Consider the following 22,010-nt stretch of genomic DNA (forward strand, 5'->3'; position numbering starts at 1 on the left):
AGCAGGGTTTGAGCGACCGCTCAAGCCTCGAGCCGCACCGTAGCCCACATTTGAGCAGTCGCTCAAGATGCCGGTCCGGGCACACGCGAGCCCCCGGCCGCAGGGCCGGGGGCTTGGCAAAAGGAAGGGGGCAATCAGCCGGCGAGGCGCCGTTCCACGGTGTCGACCTTGGAGGTGAGGCCGTCGGTCACCCCGGGCCGGATGTCGGCCTTCAGCACGAGGGAGACGCGGGGGGCGCGGGCCTCCACGGCGGCGACCGCGCGCCTGACCACGTCCATCACCTCGTCCCACTCGCCTTCGACCGACGTGAACATCGCGTCCGTGCGGTTCGGGAGCCCCGACTCGCGTACGACGCGGACCGCGTCGGCGACGTACTCGCCGACGTCCTCGCCCACCCCCAGGGGCGTGACGGAGAAGGCGACGATCACGCGTCGACCACGTTCTCGCGGGCGGCGCGGGAGGCGATGACGGCGTCGTCGGCCTCACGCTTGAGCTTGCGCTCGGCGAAGAAGCCGCCGAAGGGCAGCACGGAGAGCACGAAGTAGAGGGCCGCGGTCTTCAGGTCCCACTTGGTGCGGTTCCACGCGTCCAGCCAGAAGAGCACGTAGAGGACGAAGAGCAGACCGTGGATCGCACCCATGACCGGGACCGCGTTGAAGTCCGTCGTGCGCTTGAGGACCGAGCAGACGAGGAGCAGGAGGAACGAGACGGCCTCCGGCGCGGAGACGAGACGGAGGCGGTGGAGGGAGGAGGCGGTCTTGATGTCCACGAGTCACCTTCGGTGGCGAGGGGATGGGCGGGGGGCATGGATCTTGTGAACGCGCGCACAAGCCCGCGGACCATTGTGGCAGGCCACTTTGCGAAGTCTTTGTCAGGGTCCGGATCCTCCCCGAGGACGCTGTTCGGGGCAGGTTTCACCGGATAACGTCGGGCCCGTGGCAACGTTTCGGCTCCAGGGGAGCAAGGTGCTCGCGGTCGAGATGACCGGCGACGCCGTCAGAGCGAAGAACGGGTCGATGGTCGCGTACGACGGCCAGATGGCCTTCAAGAAGATGTCCGGCGGTGGCGAGGGCATCCGGGGGATGGTCACCCGCCGCCTCACCGGCGAGCAGATGACCATGATGGAGGTGAAGGGGCAGGGCACCTGTTACTTCGCCGACCGGGCGAGCGAGATCAATCTCGTGCAGCTGCACGGCGACAAGCTCTACGTCGAGTCGAGCAATCTGCTGTGCACCGACGGCGGACTGCGCACCGGCACGACGTTCACCGGACTGCGCGGTGGCGCGAGCGGCAACGGCCTCTTCACGACCACCGTCGAGGGCACCGGCCAGGCGGCGATCATGTCGGACGGCACCGCCGTGGTGCTGCGTGTGACGCCCCAGTACCCGCTCTCCGTCGACCCGGGGGCCTACATCGCCCACCAGGGCAATCTGCGCCAGGACTTCCAGTCCGGCGTGACGTTCCGGACCTTCCTCGGCGAGGGCGGCGGCGAGGCGTTCCAGATCCGCTTCGAGGGTGACGGGCTGGTCTACGTGCAGCCGAGCGAGCGCAACACCGTCGGAGGGGACGTCTGATGCCGTTCCGCGAGATCAACTCCAAGATGGTCGAGGCGACCGTGTCGCCCGGCCAGAAGATGTTCAGCCAGCGCGGCGCGATGCTCGCGTACCGCGGCGACGTCAGCTTCACGCCGAACATCACCGGCGGCCAGGGCGGGATCGCCTCGATGATCGGGCGCCGTGTGGCGAACGAGGCGACACCGCTGATGACCGTGGAGGGCAACGGCACGGTGATGTTCGGCCATGGCGGCCACCACATCCAGGTCATCCAGCTGACCGGCGACACCCTCTACGTGGAGGCCGACCGCCTGCTCGCCTTCGACGGCACGCTCCAGCAGGGCACCATGTTCATGGGCTCGCAGGGCGGGGTCATGGGCATGGTCCGCGGCCAGGTGAGTGGCCAGGGCCTGTTCACCACGACCCTGGGGGGCCACGGCGCCGTCGCGGTGATGGCGCACGGCGGTGTGATCGAGCTGCCGATCACCCCCGCCCGTCCGGTCCATGTGGACCCGCAGGCGTACGTCGCCCACCACGGCGACGTACGGAACAAGCTCTCCACCGCGCTCGGCTGGCGCGACATGGTGGGGCGCGGCTCCGGTGAGGCTTTCCAGCTGGAGCTCAGCGGCAACGGTGCGGTGTACGTCCAGGCGTCGGAGGAGAAGCTGTGAGCACGCCCCCGGTTTTCGACCCGACGACACTGCCGAGCGACGACAACGTCAACGCGTACACCTTCTGTGTGGAGCTGAAGGGCTCCCAGTGGTTCCTCCAGAAGGGCAAGATGATCGCCTACTACGGGCGCATCGACTTCAACGGAATCGGCCACGGCCGCCTCGACCGGTTGCTGCGGACGTCGTTCCACTCCCCGCTGCACGCGGGCGACTGGGTGGTGGCGGAGGGCACCGGCAAGATGTTGCTCGCCGACCGCGCCTTCGACGTGAACTCCTTCGACCTGGACGACGGCAACCTCACGATCCGCTCGGGCAATCTGCTGGCGTACCAGCCCTCGCTGGCGCTGAAGCAGTCGATCGTGCCGGGCTTCTTGACCCTGATCGGCACCGGCAAGTTCGTGGCGGCCTCGAACGGGCCGGTGGTGTTCATGGAGCCGCCGGTCCGGGTGGATCCGCAGGCGCTGGTGGGGTGGGCGGACTGCCCGTCGCCCTGCCATCACTACGACCACGGCTACATGAGCGGCCTCATGGGCGGCGTCCGGGCACTGACGGGCATCGGTGGCGCGTCGGGCGAGGAGCACCAGTTCGAGTTCGTCGGGGCGGGCACGGTGCTGCTGCAGTCGAGCGAGGCGCTGATGCCGGAGCAGGCGACCGGCGTGGTCGGCGCGGAGCCCGGCGTTCCGGGCTCTCACGGGCCGGCCGGGGGCGCCGGCCAGCACGGTTCCGCACCGCGCCTTCCCGGCCAGCTGGGGGACCTCCAGCGTCGCTTCGGGCTGTGAGCGGTAGTCTGCGGAGTGTGACGTCGAACGTCTGCGCCCCTGTGCACCCCCTGGTGCGCGGGGTGCCGGGCGTCACACCCTCCGACTTCGTCCGCTTTTCAACTTCTTAGGTAGAATCCATATATGGAGACCGAGACGGCCACTCGCTGGCTTACCGATGACGAGCAGTGCACCTGGCGCACGCATCTGGAAGTCAACAAGCTGCTGATGCACCAGCTCGAGAAGGACCTCCAGCCGTTCGGCCTGACCAACAACGACTACGAGATCCTGGTGAACCTCTCGGAGTCGCCGGACCGGCGGATGCGGATGAGCGACCTCGCGGCGGCGACGCTCCAGTCGAAGAGCCGGCTGTCGCACCAGGTCACCCGTATGGAGAGCGCCGGCCTGGTCCGGCGGGAGAACTGCGAGTCGGACCGGCGCGGCCTGTACGCCGTGCTCACCGACGAGGGCGTCGCGACCATGCGGAAGGTGGCGCCGCACCATGTCGCCTCCGTCCGCAAGCACTTCATCGACCTGCTGTCGCCGGAGGCGCTCGCGGAACTGCGGGAGTCACTGACCCCGGTCGCCGAGCACCTGCGCGGACGGCGCGGCAAGCTCTAGCGGCGGCATCCGGCGGCAGAGCCCCGCGCGGCCCCGCGCCGGGCCGGCCACCGGCCGGTGACGGCGCAGCTACCCGCGGGCCGCGTCCGGCAGGGTCAGCTCGAACACCGCCCCGCCTGACGGCGAACGGCCGACCGTGAGCGTCCCTCGGTGGCGGTGTGCGACGTCGCGGGCGATCGCCAGGCCGAGGCCGGCACCGCCCTCGTCCCTGGTGCGTGCGTCGTCGAGCCGTACGAACCGTTCGAAGATCCGCTCACGCTGCTCCTCCGGCACGCCCGTGCCGTCGTCGGCGACGGCCAGCACGATCCGGCCGCCCTTCCGGCGCACGGAGGCGGTGACCGAGGCGACGGCGTGACGCTGTGCGTTGTCGAGCAGATTGCCGATCACCCGCCCCAGCTGGGCGCGCGAACCGGCCACCTGCAACCCCTGTGTCACGGCCAGTTCGACCGGTACGCGGTCACCGGCCCTGCGCGCCACCTCCTCCGTCAGCAGCTGCGCCGGATCCAGGGTCGCCGATCCGGGCCGCTCCCCCGCGTCCAGCCGGGCCAGCATCAGCAGGTCCGCGGCCAGCTGCTGGAGCCGCACGGTGTCCTCCACCGCGCCGGGCACATCGAGCAACTCCGGGTGCGCCGCGCCCACTTCGAGCTGCGTGCGCAGCGAGGCGATGGGGCTGCGCAGCTCGTGAGAGGCGTCCGCGACGAAGCGGCGCTGCCGCTCCACGGAGGCCTCGAGGGCGGCCAGCGTCTCGTTCGTCGTCCTCGCGAGCCTCGCGACCTCGTCCCCCGAGCCCGGCTCGGGCACGCGCCGCGAAAGGTCCTCGGAGCGGGTGATGGCCGCCATCTCGCGCCTGATGCCCTCGACGGGCCCGAGCGCACGGCGGGTCACCAGCCAGGTGACGAGGCCGACGACGGCGAGAAGCAGCGGCAGGCCGACGAGCATCGCGTCGCGCACGGTGGTGACCGCGTCCTGCTCGGTGGTCAGCGGCGCACCCGCGTACACGGTCGCCGTCCGGTCGTCGTCGAGACGGACCTCGACGGAGGCGAAGCGGTGGTCGGCGCTGTCGCCGTCCACGGTGGCGGTGCCGGAGGTCAGCTCCGGGTCGTCGGACGAGACCTCTCCCCGGACGGCGTCGTCGTCGCCGTCGTCGCCCTCACGGGGCTGCGCCTGGGGCCGGACGTCCGCGCTGGCTGTCCCCGAGACGGCCTGAAGATGCTCGCTGACGGCGAGCACCCTGCCGTCGTCCCCGACGACCTGGACGGGGCGTTCGTCGTCCTCGTCGGGCAGTTCCAGCTCTCCGTAGGGCACACCGAGCGCGATCTGGGACGCCACGTCCCGGGCGGCGACCTCCGCCTGGAGATCGGTGCGGTCGATCAGGTTCGCCCGCAGGGAGAGCAGGACGGCGGTCCCGGCGGCGATCAGCGCCACGGCGACCACCAGGGTCGCGCCGAGCGCGGCCCTGGCCCGCACCGACCTCATGACGACTCCACCGCCACCAGCCGGTATCCGGCGCCGCGCACGGTCAGGATGCGGTCCGCGCCGAGCTTGCGGCGCAGTGCGCTGATGTAGACCTCGACGATGTTCGGATCGCCCTCGTACGCGAAGTCCCAGACGTGCTCGAGGATCTCGGGCTTGCCGACGACCTCGTCGGTGCGTGTCGCCAGGTGCTCCAGCACCGCGAACTCCTTCGCGGTGAGGGCGACTTCCTCTCCGCCCGCGTGGACACGGCGGGTGGCCGTGTCCACGCGCAGGTCGCCCGCCGTCAGGACGGGCGAACCGCCCGCCCTGCCGCGCCGCCGGAGCAGCGCCTTGACCCGGGCGACGAGGACGACGTACGAGAAGGGCTTGGTCAGGTAGTCGTCCGCGCCGGTGTCGAGGCCCTCCGCCTCGTCGTACTCGCCGTCCTTGGCGGTCAGCATCAGGACGGGCACGTCGTGGCCGGCGGCGCGCAGCGCGGCGCAGACGCGGTAGCCGTTCATGCCCGGCAGCATGATGTCCAGCACGACCAGGTCATGGACGCCCTCGGTGGCGCGGTGCAGGCCCTCCAGTCCGTCGTGGACGACGTCCACGGCGTACCCCTCGGCGGTCAGGCCCGCGGCGAGGGAGCGCGCGAGCCGCCTCTCGTCCTCCACGATCAGCAACCTCATGGCCCCAGGGTCCCAAAAGGAAGCTGAAGATCTCTTCAGGCGGCTTCAGGCTGCGTTCAGCATGGCGCGGCAAGAGTGGATCCCGTTGCTGACGCATCAGCACGACTCGGCACAACGACTCGGGAGAACCTCATGAAGCGCAAGCTTGTCATCGCGACCGTGGCGGCGGCGGTGCTGGTCGGCGGCGGTACGTACACGGCTGCGGCGGTGTCGGACGACGACGCGCCGGCCGCCGCCGCGCGGGGCTCGGTGCCCGTCACGGTGCAGGACCGTGACGACCGAGACGACGACCGCGACGACGACGCGTCCGAGGACAGGTCCGCGGCGCCCGCCGGGTCCGTCACCGCGGCGCAGGCCGTGGCCGCGGCCCTCGAGCACACGCGAGGCACCGTGAGCTCCGTCGACCTCGACGACGACGGGGACCGCCATTGGGAGGTCGACGTCCTCGGCAAGGACGACCGCGAGCACGAGCTCCACGTCGACGTGAGGACGGGCGCGGTGCGGGAGGACAGGTCCGAGAGCGAGGACGACGACCGGGACGACCGCGCCGCCCTGCGTGCCGCGTCGGTGGACGCCCGCGAGGCGGTGACGGCGGCCCTCAGGTCCCACCCGGGCACGGCGGTGACGTCGGCCGGCTTCGAGGACGAGGGGACGGCCCACTGGGAGGTCGAACTCGGCGACGCCAAGGGCGGCGACGAGGACGCCGACGAGCGTGAGGTGAGGGTCGACGCGAAGACGTCGAAGGTCACGACGGACCCCGAGGACGACTGACCTTTCCCCTGCCCGCCCCTTCCCGAAACCGGGGACTCCGCCCCCGGACCCCCGCGCCTCAAACGCCGGCGAGGCTGGAGTAATCGGCCCGTCCGGCGTTCGAGGGCACCACGCGAAGGCGCGGTACGGGGGCCGGCCCCGGTTACGGGAAGGGGCGGAGTGGGGAACAAGCCCGCCGCAGGCACAGCCACCGGGTGACAGCCGAGCCCGTCGGCCGGGCAGCCAGGCAGCCCGGGGGTGTGCCAGGTCCGGGCGGGGCGGCCGCGGTGCCCCGGGGCCCGGGCGGAAGCCGGTAAGAGGAACGGTCAGGACTGCGTCAGGCCCGCCACCAGTTCGTCCGCCGCCCGGTACGGGTCCAGCTCACCCGCGACGATGCGTTCCGCGAGCGCGCCCAGGCGCCGGTCGCCGTGCAGGTCGCCGATGCGTTCCCGCAGCGCCGTGACGGCGATCGTCTCGACCTCCGTCGCCGCCCGGCGGGCGCGGCGCTCGGAGAGGACGCCGTGCTCCTCCATCCAGGCCCGGTGCTTCTCCAGCGCCTCGACGACCTCGTCGATGCCCTCGCCCCGCGCGGCGACCGTCTTCACGATCGGCGGGCGCCAGTCCCCCGGCCCCCGGGACTCGCCCAGGCCCAGCATGTGGTTGAGCTCGCGGGCCGTGGCGTCGGCCCCGTCGCGGTCCGCCTTGTTGACGACGTAGACGTCACCGATCTCGAGGATGCCCGCCTTCGCGGCCTGGATGCCGTCACCCATGCCGGGGGCCAGGAGCACCACCGAGGTGTCGGCCTGGGAGGCGATCTCCACCTCCGACTGGCCGACGCCGACCGTCTCGACCAGGACGACGTCGCAGCCGGCCGCGTCCAGGACGCGGATCGCCTGCGGCGCCGCCCACGCGAGGCCACCCAGGTGGCCCCGGGTGGCCATGGAGCGGATGTAGACGCCCGGGTCGGAGGCGTGCTCTGACATGCGGACGCGGTCCCCGAGCAGCGCCCCGCCCGAGAAGGGCGAGGACGGGTCGACGGCCAGGACGCCGACCCGCTTCCCGGCCTTCCGGTAGGCGGAGACGAGCGCCGAGGTGGACGTGGACTTGCCGACGCCCGGCGAGCCCGTCAGACCCACCACGTACGCACCGCCGGTCAGCGGGGCCAGCGCCGCCATGACCTCACGCAGCTGCGGCGACGCCCCCTCCACGAGTGAGATCAGCCGGGCCACGGCGCGCGGCCGGCCCTCTCTCGCCTGGGCGACCAGCTGGGGGACGTCCACCATCGTGCTGCTCCGATCGTTTCGCGCGTACGGGCTTCGGCCCTGGGTGACTGCTACCCGTGCTTACTTGGCGGGGACGCGGACGATGAGAGCGTCACCCTGACCGCCGCCTCCGCACAGCGCCGCCGCACCGACGCCGCCGCCGCGGCGCTTGAGCTCCAGCGCCAGGTGGAGCACCACCCGGGCGCCGGACATGCCGATCGGGTGGCCGAGCGCGATCGCGCCACCGTTCACGTTCACCTTTTCCGGGGTGACGCCGAGGTCCTTCATTGACTGGTGGGCGACGGCCGCGAACGCCTCGTTGATCTCGATGAGGTCCAGGTCGGAGACCTCCAGGCCCTCCTTCTTCAGGGCGTGCCTGATGGCGTTCGACGGCTGGGACTGCAGCGAGTTGTCGGGGCCCGCCACGTTGCCGTGGGCGCCGATCTCCGCGATCCACTCCAGGCCCAGCTCCTCGGCCTTGGCCTTGCTCATCACGACGACGGCGGCCGCACCGTCCGAGATCTGCGAGGACGTGCCGGCGGTGATGGTGCCGTCCTTGGCGAACGCCGGGCGCAGCCGGCCGAGCGACTCGGCCGTCGTCTCGGGACGGATGCCCTCGTCCTTGGAGAACAGGACCGGGTCGCCCTTGCGCTGCGGGATCTCGACGGGCGTGATCTCCGCCTCGAAGAGGCCGTTCTTCTGGGCGGCCGCGGCCCGCTGGTGGGAGAGCGCGGCGATCTCGTCCTGCACCGCGCGCGGGATGCCGAGGCGGGTGTTGTGCTTCTCCGTCGATTCGCCCATGGCGACGTTCTCGAAGGAGTCGGTCAGGCCGTCGTGCGCCATCGAGTCGAGCATCTCGATCGCGCCGTACTTGTAGCCCTCACGGGACTTCGGCAGCAGGTGCGGCGCGTTGGTCATGGACTCCTGGCCGCCGGCGACGACGATGTCGAACTCGCCGGCGCGGATCAGCTGGTCGGCGAGCGCGATGGCGTCGAGGCCGGACAGGCAGACCTTGTTGATGGTGAGCGCGGGGACGTTCATCGGGATGCCCGCCTTGACGGCGGCCTGGCGGGCGGGGATCTGGCCCGCGCCGGCCTGGAGCACCTGGCCCATGATCACGTACTGCACCTGATCTCCGCCGATGCCCGCCCGGTCGAGCGCCGCCTTGATGGCGAAGCCGCCGAGGTCGGCACCGGAGAAGGACTTGAGCGAGCCGAGCAGGCGGCCCATGGGCGTGCGGGCTCCCGCGACGATCACGGAGGTGTTGCCGGTCTTTCCAGACATGAGCACGATCCCCTTCCAGCCGCAGCTGAGGAGTGAACGAGGGTTTACTCAAATGTACTGAGCGGTACTGCTCCGGGTCACCGTGCCGCCGGTGTGATCGCGCGCACGTTGCGTAACCGGCCGCCGGGCGCTGCACTGGTCGAATGCTGACGCGAATCGACCACATCGGGATCGCCTGCTTCGACCTCGACAGGACTGTCGAGTTCTACCGGGCCACGTACGGCTTCGAGGTGTTCCACTCCGAGGTCAACGAGGAGCAGGGCGTACGGGAAGCCATGCTCAAGATCAATGAGACGTCCGACGGCGGCGCCTCCTACCTCCAGCTGCTGGAGCCGACCCGGGAGGACTCCGCGGTCGGAAAGTGGCTGGCCAAGAACGGCGAAGGTGTTCACCACATCGCATTCGGAACGGCCGACGTGGACGCGGACGCGCAGGACATCCGCGACAAGGGCGTGCGTGTGCTGTACGACGAACCGCGTATCGGCTCGATGGGCTCGCGTATCACCTTCCTCCACCCCAAGGACTGCCACGGCGTACTGACCGAACTCGTCACGTCTGCAACGGAGCACTGACCCTAAGGATTCCCGGCCCGGTAGAGTGGGCCGTTCCGGGCCGGGGCCGGGTCGGGGCCGTGCCGCGTCTCCGTCGTTGATCTGTCACCATTCCCCGGGGGGCCGTTCGCCGGCGAACGGTGCTCGTTTGGAGACAGTTGCGACCAGGGGACGGATGGGACCGCGCAGTGCGGGGCTACGAACGCCAGGAGAGCCACCGAGCTGACGACGACCACCTCTCGCGGTTCGAAGCCGAGATGGACCGGCTGAAGACCGACCGGGAGAAGGCCGTCCAGCATGCCGAGGACCTCGGCTACCAGGTCGAGGTGTTGCGCGCCAAGCTCCACGAGGCGCGGCGCAATCTCGCCTCCCGTCCGGCTTACGACAGCGCCGACATCGGCTACCAGGCCGAGCAGTTGCTGCGGAACGCGCAGATCCAGGCGGACCAGCTCCGGCAGGACGCCGAGCGCGAGCTGCGCGAGGCCCGCGCGCAGACCCAGCGCATCCTCCAGGAGCACGCGGAGCACCAGGCCAGGCTCCAGGCGGAGCTGCACGCCGAGGCCGTCCAGCGCAGGCAGCGGCTGGACCAGGAACTGGCCGAGCGGCGCCAGACCGTCGAGTCGCACGTCAACGAGAACGTCGCCTGGGCCGAGCAGCTGCGGGCCCGTACCGAGTCGCAGGCCCACCGGCTGCTCGAGGAGTCCCGCGCGGAGGCGGAGCAGGCACTGGCCGCCGCCCGCGCGGAGGCCGCCCGCATCGCCGAGGAGGCCCGCCGCCGGCTCGGCAGCGAGGCGGAGACCGCGCGCGCCGAGGCCGAGGCGATCCTGCTGCGCGCCCGCAAGGACGCCGAGCGGCTGCTGAACGCCGCGTCCAGCCAGGCGCACGAGGCCACCACCCACGCCGAGCAGCTGCGCTCGACCACCACCGCGGAGTCCGACCAGGCCCGCCAGCAGGCCGCTGAGCTCAGCCGCGCCGCCGAACAGCGGCTCCAGGAGGCGGAGGAGAAGCTCCGCGAGGCCCGTGCCGAGTCGGAGAAGCTGCTCTCGGAGGCGAAGGAGTCCGCGGCCAAGCAGCTGTCGTCGGCCGAATCGGTCAACGAGCAGCGCACCCGCACCGCCAAGGCGCAGATCGCCCGGCTCGTCGAAGAGGCGACCAAGGAGTCTGAGACCCTCAAGTCGGAGGCGGAGCAGGCACTCGCCGACGCCCGCGCCGAGGCGGAGAAGCTCGTCGAGGCCGCGGCGGAGAAGGCCCGTGCGGCCGTCGCCGAGGACTCGGCCGCCGCGCTCGCCAAGGCCGCCCGCACCGCCGAGGAGGTGCTGACCAAGGCGTCGGAGGACGCCAGGGCCACCACCCGCGCGGCGAGCGAGGAGGCCGAGCGGATCAAGCGCGAGGCCGAGGCGGAGGCCGACCGGCTGCGCGGCGAGGCCGCGGAGCAGGCCGACCAGCTCAAGGGCGCCGCGAAGGACGACACCAAGGAGTACCGCGCCAAGACGGTCGAGCTCCAGGAGGAGGCCCGCCGGCTGCGCGGGGAGGCCGAGCAGCTGCGCGCCGAGGCCGTCGCCGAGGGCGAGCGGATCCGCGGCGAGGCCCGCCGCGAGGCCGTCCAGCAGATCGAGGAGGCGGCGAGCACCGCCGAGGAGCTGCTGACCAAGGCGCGCACCGACGCCGACGAACTGCGCTCCCGGGCGAGCAGCGACAGCGAGAAGGTCCGTACCGAGGCCATCGAGCGCGCCACGACCCTGCGCAAGCAGGCCGAGGAGACGCTCGAGCGCACCCGCGCGGAGGCCGAACGGCTGCGCGCGGAGGCGGAGGAGCAGGCCGACGGCGTACGGACGGCGGCGGAGGCCGCCGCGGTGGAACTGCGCGAGGAGACCGAACGCGGCATAGCGGCCCGTCAGGCGGAGGCGGCGGAGGAGCTGACCCGCCTTCACACCGAGGCGGAGGCACGGCTCGCCGCCGCCGAGGAGCGGCTGGCCGAGGCCCGCGCCGAGGGCGAGCGGATCCGCCGCGAGGCGGCGGAGGAGACCGAGCGGCTGCGCGCGGAGGCCGGCGAGCGGCTGCGCGCGCTCCAGGAGCAGGCGGAGACGGAGGCGGAGCGGCTGCGCACCGAGGCCGCGTCCGACGCCTCCGCGTCCCGCGCGGAGGCCGAGGCCCTCGCCGTACGGCTGCACAGCGACGCCGCCGCGGAGGCCGAGCGGCTGCGGACGGAGGCCCAGGAGACCGCCGACCGGGTACGCGCGGAGGCGGCGGCCGCCGCCGAGCGTGTGGGCACGGAGGCCGCGGAGGCACTGGCGGCCGCGCAGGAGGAGGCGGTACGCCGCCGCCGCGAGGCGGAGGAGATCCTCGGCTCCGCGCGCGCCGAGGCCGGCCAGGAACGCGAGAGGGCCCGCGAGCAGAGCGAGGAACTCCTCGCGTCGGCCCGCAAGCGGGTCGAGGAGGCGCAGACCGAGGCCCACCGGCTGGTCGAGGAGGCCGACCGGCGTGCCACCGAGATGGTGTCCTCCGCGGAGCAGACGGCCCAGCAGGTGCGGGACGCCGTCAGCGGGCTCCAGGAGCAGGCCGAGCAGGAGATCGCCGGACTGCGCAGCGCCGCCGAGCACTCGGCGGAGCGCACCCGGACGGAGGCGCAGGAGGAGGCGGACCGGGTCCGCGCCGACGCGTACGCGGAGCGGGAGCGGGCGGCGGAGGACGCCGGCCGGCTGCGGTCCAGGGCCCAGGAGGAGACGGAGGCCGCGCAGGCGCTCGCTGAGCGGACCGTCGCAGATGCCATCGCGGAGGCTGACCGGCTGCGGGCGGACACCGCCGAGTACGTGCAGCGGATGCGCACGGAGGCGTCGGACGCCGTCGCCACCGCCGAGCAGGACGCGGCACGGACCCGCGCGGAGGCCCGCGAGGACGCCAACCGCATCCGTTCGGAGGCGGCCGCGCAGGCGGATCTGCTGATCAACGAGGCGACGAGCGAGAGCGAGCGGCTGCGCACGGAGGCCGCGGAGCTGCGCGCGTCGGCCGACGCGGAGGCCACGCGCCTGCTCACGGAGGCCGAGCAGATCAAGGTCGACGGCGAGGCCGAGATCGAGCAGATGCGTGCGGCCGTACGGGCCGACCGCGAGCAGGTGCTGGACGAGGCGAGGCGGGCCGCCGACAAGCGGCGGGCGGACGCCGCGTCGCAGGCCGACCAGCTCATCAGCGAGGCGAGGGGCGAGGCCGAGCGGATCACGGCGGAGACCGCCGCGGAGACGGAGCGGCTGCGCGCGGAGGCGAACGGCGACGCCGAGCGGCTGCGTGCGGAGGCCGCGGAGACGGTCGGTTCCGCGCAGCAGGCGGCGGAGCGGATCCGCGCGGAGGCCGAGCGCTTCAGGGCGGAGACGGAGGCCGCGGCGGAGCAGCTGCGTGCCGAGGCCCGCGCGGAGGCCGACCGGCTGCTCGACGAGGCGCGTGAGGCTGCCTCGAAGCGCCGGGCGGACGCCGCCGAGCAGGCCGACCAGCTCATCGCCAAGGCCCAGGAGGAGGCACTGCGCGCGGCCACCGAGGCCGAGGCGCAGGCCGACGCGATGGTGGGCGCTGCCCGCAACGAGGCGGAGCGGCTGGTCTCCGAGGCCACCGTCGAGGGCAACTCGCTGGTGGAGAAGGCCCGTACGGACGCCGACGAGCTCCTGGTCGGCGCCCGCCGGGACGCGACCGCCATAAGGGAACGCGGCGAGGAGCTGCGGACCCGGGTGGAGAACGAGGTCGAGGAACTCCACGAGCGGGCCCGCCGGGAGACCGCGGAGCAGATGAAGACGGCCGGCGAGCGTGTCGACAATCTGGTCAAGGCCGCGGAGGAGCAGCGCGCGGAGGCGGAGGCGAAGGCCAAGGAGCTTCTCGCCGAGGCCAATTCGGAGGCGAGCAAGGTCAGGATCGCCGCCGTGAAGAAGGCGGAGGGACTCCTCAAGGAGGCCGAGCAGAAGAAGGCCGAGCTGATCCGCGAGGGCGAGCGCGCCAAGGCGGAGGCGGACCGCGAGGCCGAACGGACGGTCGACGAGGGCAAGCGGGAGCTGGAGGTCCTGGTGCGCAGGCGCGAGGACATCCAGGCGGAGATCTCCCGTGTCCAGGACGTGCTCGAGGCGTTGGAGTCGTTCGAGGCCCCGTCAGCCGGCAAGAGCGGGACGGGCGGCGGCTCCGCCGGCGGCGTCAAGGCCGGGGCCGCGGCAGGGGTTACCCGTTCGAGTGGCAAGTCATCCGACGGCTAGCCACTCAAAAGGCTGGACATTCTCCAGATCAAACCGGCATCCGCTCGATGACACGCCGCTTCGGCCCCTAGGATTCCCTCTAACACCTCACCGGTCTCATTGACAGGAACCCCATGAGCGACACTTCCTCCCCCTTCGGCTTCGAGCTCGTGCGGCGTGGTTACGACCGCGGTCAGGTGGACGACCGCATTACCAAACTCGTCGCCGACCGTGATAGTGCTCTGGCCCGAATCACCTCTCTGGAAAAGCGCATCGAGGAGCTCCACCTCGAGACGCAGAACGCCCAGGCCCAGGTCAACGACGCCGAGCCGTCGTACGCCGGTCTCGGTGCGCGTGTCGAGAAGATCCTCCGCCTCGCCGAGGAGGAGGCGAAGGACCTGCGCGAGGAGGCCCGTCGCGCCGCCGAGCAGCACCGCGAGCTCGCCGAGTCCGCCGCCCAGCAGGTGCGCAACGACGCCGAGTCGTTCGCCTCCGAGCGCAAGGCGAAGGCGGAGGACGAGGGCATCCGCATCGTCGAGAAGGCGAAGGGCGACGCCCAGACGCTGCGCAGCGAGGCCCAGAAGGACGCGCAGTCCAAGCGGGAGGAGGCGGACGCGCTCTTCGAGGAGACCCGCGCCAAGGCCGCCCAGGCCGCCGCGGACTTCGAGACCAACCTCGCCAAGCGCCGGGAGCAGTCGGAGCGCGACCTGGCGTCCCGTCAGGCGAAGGCGGAGAAGCGTCTCGCGGAGATCGAGCACCGCGCCGAGCAGCTGCGCCTCGAGGCGGAGAAGCTGCGTACGGACGCGGAGCGCCGTGCCCGTCAGACGGTGGAGACCGCGCAGCGCCAGGCCGAGGACATCGTGGCCGACGCGAACGCCAAGGCCGACCGTATCCGCAGCGAATCGGAGCGCGAGCTGGCGGCGCTCACCAACCGCCGCGACTCGATCAACGCCCAGCTGACCAACGTCCGCGAGATGCTGGCCACGCTGACCGGTGCCGCGGTCGCCGCGGCGGGCACGCCCGCCGACGACGAGCCGATCTCCCGCGGAGTCCCGGCGCAGCAGTCCCGCTGACGATCCCTCCGGCGGTTTCGATACAGGTGCCCGGTGCCGTTCAGGCACCGGGCACCTGTGCGTCCGGCCCGCCCCTGTCACCCTGTCGCACGGCCCTGTCACCCCGATGCGGAAGGGACTCCTTCCCTTCCCGGAACCCGGTGGCGGACGCTTCCGGGCCCCCGTAGCGTGAACGCATGATCGAGCTCGAGGGTCTCACCAAACACTTCGGCAGCAAGGTCGCGGTCGACCATCTCTCCTTCAAGGTCCGCCCGGGGGTGGTGACCGGTTTCCTCGGTCCCAACGGGGCGGGCAAGTCGACGACGATGCGGATGATGCTCGATCTCGACAACCCCACCAGCGGCACCGTCAGGATCGACGGGCGGCACTACCGCGAGCTCGAAGAACCACTGAAGTACATCGGGGCGCTGCTCGACGCCAAGGCGATGCACGGGGGCCGCAGCGCGTACAACAACCTGCTCTGTCTGGCCCAGGCGAACCGCATCCCACGGAGCCGGGTCGCCGAGGTCCTCGACGTGGTCGGACTGACGCCGGTCGCGCGGAAGAAGTCGAAGGGCTTCTCCATGGGTATGGGCCAGCGGCTCGGAATCGCGTCGGCGCTCCTCGGTGATCCCGAGATCCTGATGTTCGACGAACCGGTCAATGGTCTGGACCCCGAGGGAATTCACTGGATCCGTAATCTGATGAAAGCCCTTGCGCAGGAGGGCCGGACGATCTTCGTTTCTTCTCATCTCATGAGTGAAATGGCCCTGACCGCCGATCACTTGATCGTGATCGGCCAGGGCAAGCTGCTGGCCGACACCTCGATGGCCGATTTCATCCAGCAGAACTCGCGCAGTTATGTGCGCCTCCGCTCCCCTCAGCAGGAAGAGCTGCGGGACGCGGTGCACCGGGCGGGCATGACGGTCGTCGAGTCGGACAACGGCACCCTGGAGGTCGACGGCGCGAGCACCGAGCAGCTCGGCGAGCTGGCGGCGGAGCACCGGATCGTGCTCCACGAGCTCAGTGCCCAACGCGCCTCGCTCGAGGAGGCGTTCATGCAGATGACCGCCGGCGCGGTGGAGTACCACGCGCACTCCACCGGCGCGGCCGCACCACCACCATCGCCCGGCCTGGGCACCCCGTCGTCCGGCCACGGCGCCCCCCAGTGGGCCCCGCGCAAAGAGGGAGCCTGACCGATGGCATCCGTACCCGCCGTCCTCCAGTCCGAGTGGACCAAGATCCGTACGGTCTCCTCCACGCGCTGGACGCTGATCAGCGCGCTCGCCGTGACCGTCGCGATGGGCGCGGCCCTGTGCGCCCTGATGAACGCCACGTTCGACGATCTGCCGGACGCCGAGCGGCTGACGTTCGACCCGACCCTCATCAGCTTCTCCGGGATGGTTCTCGGGCAGCTCGCGATGGTGGTCTTCGGCGTCCTCGTCGTCGGCACCGAGTACAGCTCGGGCATGATCCGCACCTCGCTCGCCGCCGTACCCCAGCGCGGCACGTTCATCTTCAGCAAGATCGCGGTGGCCGGGCTGCTGGCGCTCGTGGTCGGGATGGCGACGAGCTTCTTCACGTTCTTCCTCGGCCAGGCGCTGCTCGGCGAGCACCGAACGTCGATCGGTGAGGAGAACGTGCTGCGGGCCGTCTTCGGCGGTGGCATCTACATGGGCCTGATGGCGATCTTCTCGATGGGCGTCGCCACGATGCTCCGCAGCTCGATGCTCTCGCTGGGCATCCTGATGCCGTTCTTCTTCCTGGTCTCGCAGATCCTCTCCGCGGTACCGGGCGCCAAGGACGTCGCGCGCTACTTCCCCGACCAGGCCGGCGCCAAGATCATGCAGGTGGTCCCGAACGCCATGAACAGCGGTGACTCCCCTTACGGCCCTTGGGGCGGCCTGGGCATCATGCTGCTGTGGGTGGCCGCGGCGCTGCTGGGCGGCTTCCTCGTGCTGAAGAAACGGGACGCCTGAACGGGCCCGTAGCCGTATCTGCTTGGGCGGAACCATCAGGGCCCGGCTATCCTCCTAGCACTTACGGGGGCGTACGGCTGCACCGCCTGTGCCCCGACGACCCGAAAGTCGATGGGGCTGGAGAATGATCGAGGCAGTCGGCCTGACGAAGCGCTATGGCGCCAAGACAGCCGTGTACAACCTTTCCTTCCAGGTGCGGCCGGGCGCCGTCACCGGATTCCTCGGCCCCAACGGCGCGGGCAAGTCCACGACGATGCGCATGATCCTCGGCCTGGACCGGCCGACGTCGGGCCAGGTCACCATCGGTGGGCTCCCGTTCCGGCAGCTGCCGAACGCACCCCGCCAGGTCGGCGCGCTGCTCGACGCCAAGGCGGTGCACGGCGGCCGTACCGCCCGCAACCACCTGCTGTCGCTGGCGCAGCTCTCCGGGATCCCGGACCGCCGGGTCGACGAGGTGCTCGGCGTCGTGGGCCTCCAGGGCGTGGCGAAGAGGCGCTCGAAGGGCTTCTCGCTCGGCATGGGGCAGAGGCTCGGCATCGCCGCCGCGCTGCTGGGCGACCCTCAGGTGCTGCTCTTCGACGAGCCGGTCAACGGCCTCGACCCCGAGGGCATCCTCTGGGTCCGCAACCTGATGAAGCAGCTGGCGTCCGAGGGCCGTACGGTCTTCGTCTCCTCGCACCTGATGAGCGAGATGGCTCTCACGGCCGACCATCTGATCGTGATCGGACGCGGTCAGCTGATGGCGGACATGAGCGTCAAGGACTTCATCTCCCACAACTCCGCCGACTTCGCCAGGGTCCGCACGCCGCAGACGGAGCCCGAGCAGCGCGAGAAGCTCCTCGCCGCCCTGACCGAGGCGGGCGGCCAGGTGATGCCGGAGCCGGACGGCGCGCTGCGGGTGACCGGCCTGCCGCTGCCCCGCATCAGCGACCTGGCGCACGACGCGGACGTACGGCTGTGGGAGCTGTCGCCGCACCAGGCCTCCCTGGAGGAGGCGTACATGCGGATGACGCAGGGCGCGGTGGACTACCGTTCGACGGCGGACGAGAAGTCCGGGCTGATGCAGCAGCCGCCGATGGGGCACGTCCCGCCGCAGCCGCACATCCCGGAGGTGCCGCAGCAGGGGTTCTACGCCCCGCCGCCGCCCCAGCCCGGCCAGAACCCGTACGCGACGCCCGTGCCTGCCGCTCCCGCACCGGCCGCACCGTCCGGACCTGTGCCGGCCGCGCCGCCCGCCGCTCCGGCCGAGGCCCCCGCTCCCCCGGCGGCCGCCCCCGCCGACCTGACCAAGCCCGAGGACGCACGATGAGCACTCCCTACCAGCAGCCCGGCTCGTACGCCTCCCCGATCCCGGTGCGCGGGGCCAGCCTCGGTGACGCGCTCCTGTCCGAGTGGACGAAGATCCGTTCCGTGCGCTCCACGATGTGGACGCTGGGCGTGATGATCGTGCTGATGCTCGGCATCGGTCTCGGGGTCGCCGCGCTCGTCTCCGCCGCCGGCGAGTCGGCCGGCATCGCGGACTCGTCCGCCCTCGGCATGGGCTTCTTCGGCGTCCTGCCCGGCTCGATCTGTGTGATGACCCTGGGCGTGCTCACCATCGCGTCCGAGTACAGCACCGGCATGATCCGTACGACGCTGACGGCCTGCCCCAGCCGCGGCCGTGTGCTCGCGGCCAAGGCCACCGTCTTCTTCCTTCTGGTCCTCACGATCACGACCCTGGTCGCGGGCCTCGTCGCGGTCATCCAGAACGCGATGGTCGAGGCGGTCGAGCCCACCGGCGACGAATGGCTGCGCGCGTCCGTGGGCGTGGGCCTCTACACCGCCTCGCTCGGCCTGCTGTCGCTGGCCGTGGGCGCCATGATCCGGCACTCGGCAGGTGCGATCACCACCATGATCGGTGTGATGCTGCTGCCGCTGGTGGCGGCCATGTTCATGTTCTCCGAGTCGCTCCAGGACCTTCAGAAGTTCCTGCTGGAGTGGGCCATCCCGAGCCAGCTCATCGGCATCTACGGTGAGGCGGCGTCGGGCGGGTCCTCCGGTCCCCTCGGCTGGGAACCGGTGTGGATCATGCTCGGCATCTCGGTCGTGGCGCTCGGCGGGGCGTACGCGACGATGAGCAGCCGGGACGTCTGACCCGCGAGGGTTCAGTACCTCGGCGCGTTCCTGGACCGCTGCACCTTGGAGGTGCGGCGGTCCTTCGCGTTCCAGCACGCCTTGTGCCAGTGGCGGCGGTCGTCCACGCCGCCGTGCTCGGGCCAGGCCACCACGTGGGGCATGCCGGAGGAGATCTCCTGGTCGCAGCCCGGGCAGCGGTACCGCTTGCCGGCGGCACTTGCACCCGCGACGTGGCGCACCGACCACTCCTCGCCCTGCCAGGACTCGCTGCTGCCGAAACCGCCGTACCGGCCGGCGGGGTCGCTCGCTCGCTCGGTGGGCTTCTCGCCGCCTCGGGGGCGGTTGCGGCGCGGGGACACGTGACACCTCACGGGGCAAGTCCGGACAGTTGCCCGTCCAGCGTACGGGCCCGGGCCCCGGCGTCCGTCCCTCACACGGGTGCGAGCGCGTCCTGCATCAGGGCCAGTTACCGGAAAATCGCAACAACTTCACGCCTGGCCGTGCCTTTGGCACGTGTCAGGCGTTGTTGCCTGTAGGGGGAGTGACGCGTCGGCCGCAAGGAGGCAGAAGGCGATGCGCGTTGGAACGTTCGTACTGGCGGCCCAGTTCCCGGGCCAAGGACAGGGGGAGGCGCTGCACCGGGCGGTGCGTTCCGCCGAGGTGGCGGAGGAAGCGGGCCTCGACGCCGTGTGGCTGGCCGAGCACCACTTCGTCCCCTACGGGGTGTGCCCGTCCGCGGTGACCCTCGCGGCACTGCTGCTCGGCCGCACCCGCCGGATCCGTGTGGGCACGGCGGTGAGCGTGCTGCCGAGCGCGCATCCCGTGGCGCTCGGCGAACAGGCCGCGCTGCTGCACCTCACCTCCGGCGGGCGGTTCACCCTCGGTGTGGGACGCGGCGGGCCCTGGGTCGACCTGGAGGTCTTCGGCGCCGGTCTCGCGGCGTACGAGAAGGGCTTCCCCGAATCCCTGGACCTGCTGCTGCGCTGGCTGCGCGAACCCCGCGTCGGGGCGCAGGGCGACCGCTTCTCCTTCCGGGAGGTCGCGGTCGTCCCCCGCCCCGACGAGCTGATCGACGGGCCGGCGGGAGGACCCGAGGTGGTCGTCGCGTGCACGTCCCCGCAGAGCGTCAGGCTCGCGGCGGAGCGAGGCCTGCCGATGCTGCTCGGCATGCACTGCGGCGACCAGGAGAAGGCGGACATGGTCGCCCACTGGCGTACGCACGCCCTCGCCTCGGGACACCCGGCCGAGCAGGTCGCGGCGGCCGGGCACGTGTCGGCCGGCGTCGTCCAGATCGCCGACCGCGCGGACGAGGCGGCGGAGACCCTCGCCAAGGCGATGCCCGGCTGGCTCAAGCAGGGCCTGGACGCGCACGTCACGGTCGACGGACGGCACCGCGCGATGCGCGACCCCGTCGCGTACACGGAGCTGCTCTGTTCCTTGCATCCGGTGGGGCCGCCGCGCCTGGCCGCGGACCGCCTGGCGGCGACCGCGGAACGCACCGGCATCACACGCTTCGCGCTGCTCGCTGAGGGCTCCGGCGACCTCGCCACCACCGAGGAGAACGTCCGGCGGCTGGGCACGGAAGTGCTGCCCCTGCTCGGCTGACGCCCGGCCGTGTCCATGGTCGCGAGGTTCCGGGTCCGACGGTGCCGCCGCTCCGACATCTGTGCACCTCCAATGATGCGGAGCGGCAGCAGAAGACATCAGCAGTCGCGCAGTTCGGGCGACTGATTGAGCAACTGGCCCCGGATCGAGGTGAAGCGGGCGAGCCGCTCATCCACCGAGGGGTCCAGCGGGAACACCGCGACGCGGTGGCAGTTCTGGAATGCCAGTCGCACTCCGAAGTGCCGCTGGAGCGCACCGCGAATCGCGTCACTCGCGAGCGCGCGCAGCAGCTGACCACGTGCCTGCTCGTCCGGCGGAGGCGTCTGGTTGTCGGCGAACTCGCCGCCGTCCACCTTCAGCTGAGCCACCAGAGAACTGATCATCTCCCATGCGTAGGGCAGGGAGGTCCGGACGCAGTCGACGAAAGCTGCTTCGTCGACCTCGCCTCGCTCGGCCTGTTCCAACAGCGCCGGTGAGACGTCGAGCGACATGGGTTCTCCTCTCGCGGCCCCGCGAAACGGGGCCTTACGGGCAGGGAAGGAGGAAGCGGACCGAACGACGGCATACCAATGCTGTACGGCGACGCAGAGTGCACGGCCGACGACCTCCTGTCTTCCACGGTAAGTGCGCCGACTTGAGCGCACCAGGAGATTGGGCACACAACCGGCCAAATAACGAAGGGCGCTTCCGGGGCGAATCGCGCAGCGCGGCGTCCGTCGAGTAGCGTTGCGGACCATGCGTCTCGTCATCGCCCGCTGCTCCGTGGACTACGCCGGCCGGCTCACCGCCCACCTGCCCTCCGCCCCCCGTTTGATCCTGGTCAAGGCGGACGGCAGTGTCTCCATCCACGCCGACGACAGGGCGTACAAACCGCTGAACTGGATGTCCCCTCCCTGCACATTGAAGGAGGGCGACGACAGCGTCTGGACCGTCGTGAACAAAGCGGGCGAGAAACTGATCATTACGATGGAGGAAATCCTCCACGACTCGTCCCACGAGCTCGGTGTCGACCCCGGACTCATCAAGGACGGCGTGGAAGCGCACCTCCAGGAGCTCCTCGCCGACCGGATCGAGACACTTGGCGAGGGTTACAGCCTCATCCGCCGTGAATACCCCACGGCCATCGGCCCGGTGGACATCCTCTGCCGCGACGCGGACGGCGCGACGGTGGCGGTGGAGATCAAGCGCCGCGGCGAGATCGACGGCGTGGAGCAGCTCACCCGCTACCTCGAACTCCTCAACCGCGACCCGCACCTGGCGCCGGTGAAGGGCGTCTTCGCGGCCCAGGAAATCAAGCCCCAGGCGCGTGTCCTCGCGACGGACCGGGGCATCGGCTGCGTGGTCCTGGACTACGACGCGATGCGCGGCATCGAGGACGACAAGCTCCGCCTGTTCTGACGACCGCGTCCACGGGGCGCAGCGGGCCCGTGCCGGGCCGACGGGAGTTCGCCGCGGCC

The 22,010-nt window shown here is 71.3% G+C and carries 22 protein-coding genes; 14 read left to right on the forward strand and 8 right to left on the reverse strand.

Annotated elements, in window-relative coordinates; translation table 11 throughout:
• Nucleotides 1-134 precede the first annotated feature (134 nt).
• Together SPRI_RS12185 and SPRI_RS12190 are read right to left on the reverse strand one after the other, a co-directional pair.
• Complete coding sequence (locus SPRI_RS12185; RefSeq protein ID WP_005311781.1) at nt 135-428, reverse strand: MTH1187 family thiamine-binding protein; 294 nt, start codon at nt 426-428, stop codon at nt 135-137.
• Nucleotides 425-769, reverse strand: a complete 345-nt coding sequence (locus tag SPRI_RS12190) for a DUF3817 domain-containing protein (protein WP_005311783.1) — start codon at nt 767-769, stop codon at nt 425-427. Before SPRI_RS12190 ends, SPRI_RS12185 begins: the two co-directional genes overlap by 4 nt.
• A gap of 166 nt (nt 770-935) precedes the next feature.
• Here SPRI_RS12190 and SPRI_RS12195 point away from each other — a divergent pair, with 166 nt between their 5' ends.
• From SPRI_RS12195 to SPRI_RS12210, 4 genes are all read left to right on the forward strand, one after another.
• The gene (locus SPRI_RS12195) at nt 936-1,574 is read left to right on the forward strand and encodes an AIM24 family protein (protein WP_005311786.1); all 639 of its coding nucleotides are present in this window, start codon (nt 936-938) and stop codon (nt 1,572-1,574) included.
• On the forward strand, nt 1,574-2,224 hold the full coding sequence (locus SPRI_RS12200; protein ID WP_037773731.1) for an AIM24 family protein: 651 nt from the start codon (nt 1,574-1,576) through the stop codon (nt 2,222-2,224). Before SPRI_RS12195 ends, SPRI_RS12200 begins: the two co-directional genes overlap by 1 nt.
• Nucleotides 2,221-3,003, forward strand: coding sequence for an AIM24 family protein (locus SPRI_RS12205; RefSeq protein ID WP_053556920.1), 783 nt, complete (start codon nt 2,221-2,223; stop codon nt 3,001-3,003). Before SPRI_RS12200 ends, SPRI_RS12205 begins: the two co-directional genes overlap by 4 nt.
• A gap of 123 nt (nt 3,004-3,126) precedes the next feature.
• On the forward strand, nt 3,127-3,603 hold the full coding sequence (locus tag SPRI_RS12210) for a MarR family winged helix-turn-helix transcriptional regulator (protein WP_053556921.1): 477 nt from the start codon (nt 3,127-3,129) through the stop codon (nt 3,601-3,603).
• 69 nt (nt 3,604-3,672) lie between these two features.
• Here the strand turns inward: SPRI_RS12210 and SPRI_RS12215 are convergent, their stop codons facing one another.
• Together SPRI_RS12215 and SPRI_RS12220 are read right to left on the reverse strand one after the other, a co-directional pair.
• Entirely contained in the window at nt 3,673-5,079 is a 1,407-nt protein-coding gene (locus SPRI_RS12215) for a sensor histidine kinase (protein WP_005311794.1), read from the reverse strand.
• Nucleotides 5,076-5,747 (reverse strand): response regulator transcription factor, encoded by a 672-nt coding sequence (locus tag SPRI_RS12220; RefSeq protein WP_005311795.1) that lies wholly within the window; start codon nt 5,745-5,747, stop codon nt 5,076-5,078. The genes SPRI_RS12215 and SPRI_RS12220 overlap by 4 nt, the downstream gene beginning before the upstream one ends.
• Nucleotides 5,748-5,879: 132 nt before the next feature.
• On the opposite strand from SPRI_RS12220, the gene SPRI_RS12225 reads away from it, so the two are divergent.
• On the forward strand, nt 5,880-6,518 hold the full coding sequence (locus tag SPRI_RS12225; protein WP_037773732.1) for a PepSY domain-containing protein: 639 nt from the start codon (nt 5,880-5,882) through the stop codon (nt 6,516-6,518).
• Between the two features lie 305 nt (nt 6,519-6,823).
• Here the strand turns inward: SPRI_RS12225 and meaB are convergent, their stop codons facing one another.
• Both meaB and SPRI_RS12235 read right to left on the reverse strand, forming a co-directional pair.
• Complete coding sequence (gene meaB / locus SPRI_RS12230; protein ID WP_005311799.1) at nt 6,824-7,780, reverse strand: methylmalonyl Co-A mutase-associated GTPase MeaB; 957 nt, start codon at nt 7,778-7,780, stop codon at nt 6,824-6,826.
• A 60-nt stretch (nt 7,781-7,840) separates the two neighbouring features.
• Nucleotides 7,841-9,043 (reverse strand): acetyl-CoA C-acetyltransferase, encoded by a 1,203-nt coding sequence (locus SPRI_RS12235; RefSeq protein ID WP_005311801.1) that lies wholly within the window; start codon nt 9,041-9,043, stop codon nt 7,841-7,843.
• A 143-nt stretch (nt 9,044-9,186) separates the two neighbouring features.
• Between SPRI_RS12235 and mce the strand changes: the two genes are divergently transcribed.
• The 7 genes from mce to SPRI_RS12270 all read left to right on the forward strand — a co-directional run bounded on the left by mce (nt 9,187) and on the right by SPRI_RS12270 (nt 18,966).
• Entirely contained in the window at nt 9,187-9,615 is a 429-nt protein-coding gene (gene mce, locus SPRI_RS12240) for a methylmalonyl-CoA epimerase (protein WP_005311803.1), read from the forward strand.
• 167 nt (nt 9,616-9,782) lie between these two features.
• Nucleotides 9,783-13,823: a polarized growth protein Scy gene (gene scy, locus SPRI_RS12245; protein ID WP_053556922.1), complete on the forward strand. Its 4,041-nt coding sequence runs from the start codon at nt 9,783-9,785 to the stop codon at nt 13,821-13,823.
• Nucleotides 13,824-13,936: 113 nt separating this feature from the next.
• Nucleotides 13,937-14,875 carry a coiled-coil domain-containing protein gene (locus SPRI_RS12250; RefSeq protein WP_005311808.1) on the forward strand — a complete coding sequence of 313 codons (939 nt, stop codon included), beginning with the start codon at nt 13,937-13,939 and terminating at the stop codon, nt 14,873-14,875.
• 176 nt (nt 14,876-15,051) lie between these two features.
• Nucleotides 15,052-16,050, forward strand: coding sequence for an ABC transporter ATP-binding protein (locus SPRI_RS12255; protein ID WP_005311810.1), 999 nt, complete (start codon nt 15,052-15,054; stop codon nt 16,048-16,050).
• Nucleotides 16,051-16,053: 3 nt separating this feature from the next.
• A complete protein-coding gene (locus SPRI_RS12260) occupies nt 16,054-16,833 on the forward strand; it encodes an ABC transporter permease (protein WP_005311812.1) in 780 nt (259 codons plus the stop codon).
• Nucleotides 16,834-16,957: 124 nt separating this feature from the next.
• Nucleotides 16,958-18,142, forward strand: coding sequence for an ABC transporter ATP-binding protein (locus tag SPRI_RS12265; RefSeq protein ID WP_053556923.1), 1,185 nt, complete (start codon nt 16,958-16,960; stop codon nt 18,140-18,142).
• The gene (locus SPRI_RS12270; RefSeq protein ID WP_005311814.1) at nt 18,139-18,966 is read left to right on the forward strand and encodes an ABC transporter permease; all 828 of its coding nucleotides are present in this window, start codon (nt 18,139-18,141) and stop codon (nt 18,964-18,966) included. Before SPRI_RS12265 ends, SPRI_RS12270 begins: the two co-directional genes overlap by 4 nt.
• An 11-nt stretch (nt 18,967-18,977) precedes the next feature.
• Here SPRI_RS12270 and SPRI_RS12275 read toward each other — a convergent pair whose 3' ends face one another.
• Nucleotides 18,978-19,307 carry a hypothetical protein gene (locus tag SPRI_RS12275; RefSeq protein ID WP_005311816.1) on the reverse strand — a complete coding sequence of 110 codons (330 nt, stop codon included), beginning with the start codon at nt 19,305-19,307 and terminating at the stop codon, nt 18,978-18,980.
• 214 nt (nt 19,308-19,521) lie between these two features.
• Between SPRI_RS12275 and SPRI_RS12280 the strand changes: the two genes are divergently transcribed.
• Nucleotides 19,522-20,553 (forward strand): LLM class flavin-dependent oxidoreductase, encoded by a 1,032-nt coding sequence (locus tag SPRI_RS12280; RefSeq protein WP_005311818.1) that lies wholly within the window; start codon nt 19,522-19,524, stop codon nt 20,551-20,553.
• A 98-nt stretch (nt 20,554-20,651) separates the two neighbouring features.
• Here the strand turns inward: SPRI_RS12280 and SPRI_RS12285 are convergent, their stop codons facing one another.
• Entirely contained in the window at nt 20,652-21,044 is a 393-nt protein-coding gene (locus tag SPRI_RS12285) for an SCO5389 family protein (protein ID WP_005311822.1), read from the reverse strand.
• Between the two features lie 244 nt (nt 21,045-21,288).
• Between SPRI_RS12285 and nucS the strand changes: the two genes are divergently transcribed.
• A complete protein-coding gene (nucS, locus tag SPRI_RS12290; RefSeq protein ID WP_037773735.1) occupies nt 21,289-21,951 on the forward strand; it encodes an endonuclease NucS in 663 nt (220 codons plus the stop codon).
• Nucleotides 21,952-22,010 lie beyond the last annotated feature (59 nt).

The organism is Streptomyces pristinaespiralis (assembly GCF_001278075.1).
GTDB classification, from domain to species: domain Bacteria; phylum Actinomycetota; class Actinomycetes; order Streptomycetales; family Streptomycetaceae; genus Streptomyces; species Streptomyces pristinaespiralis.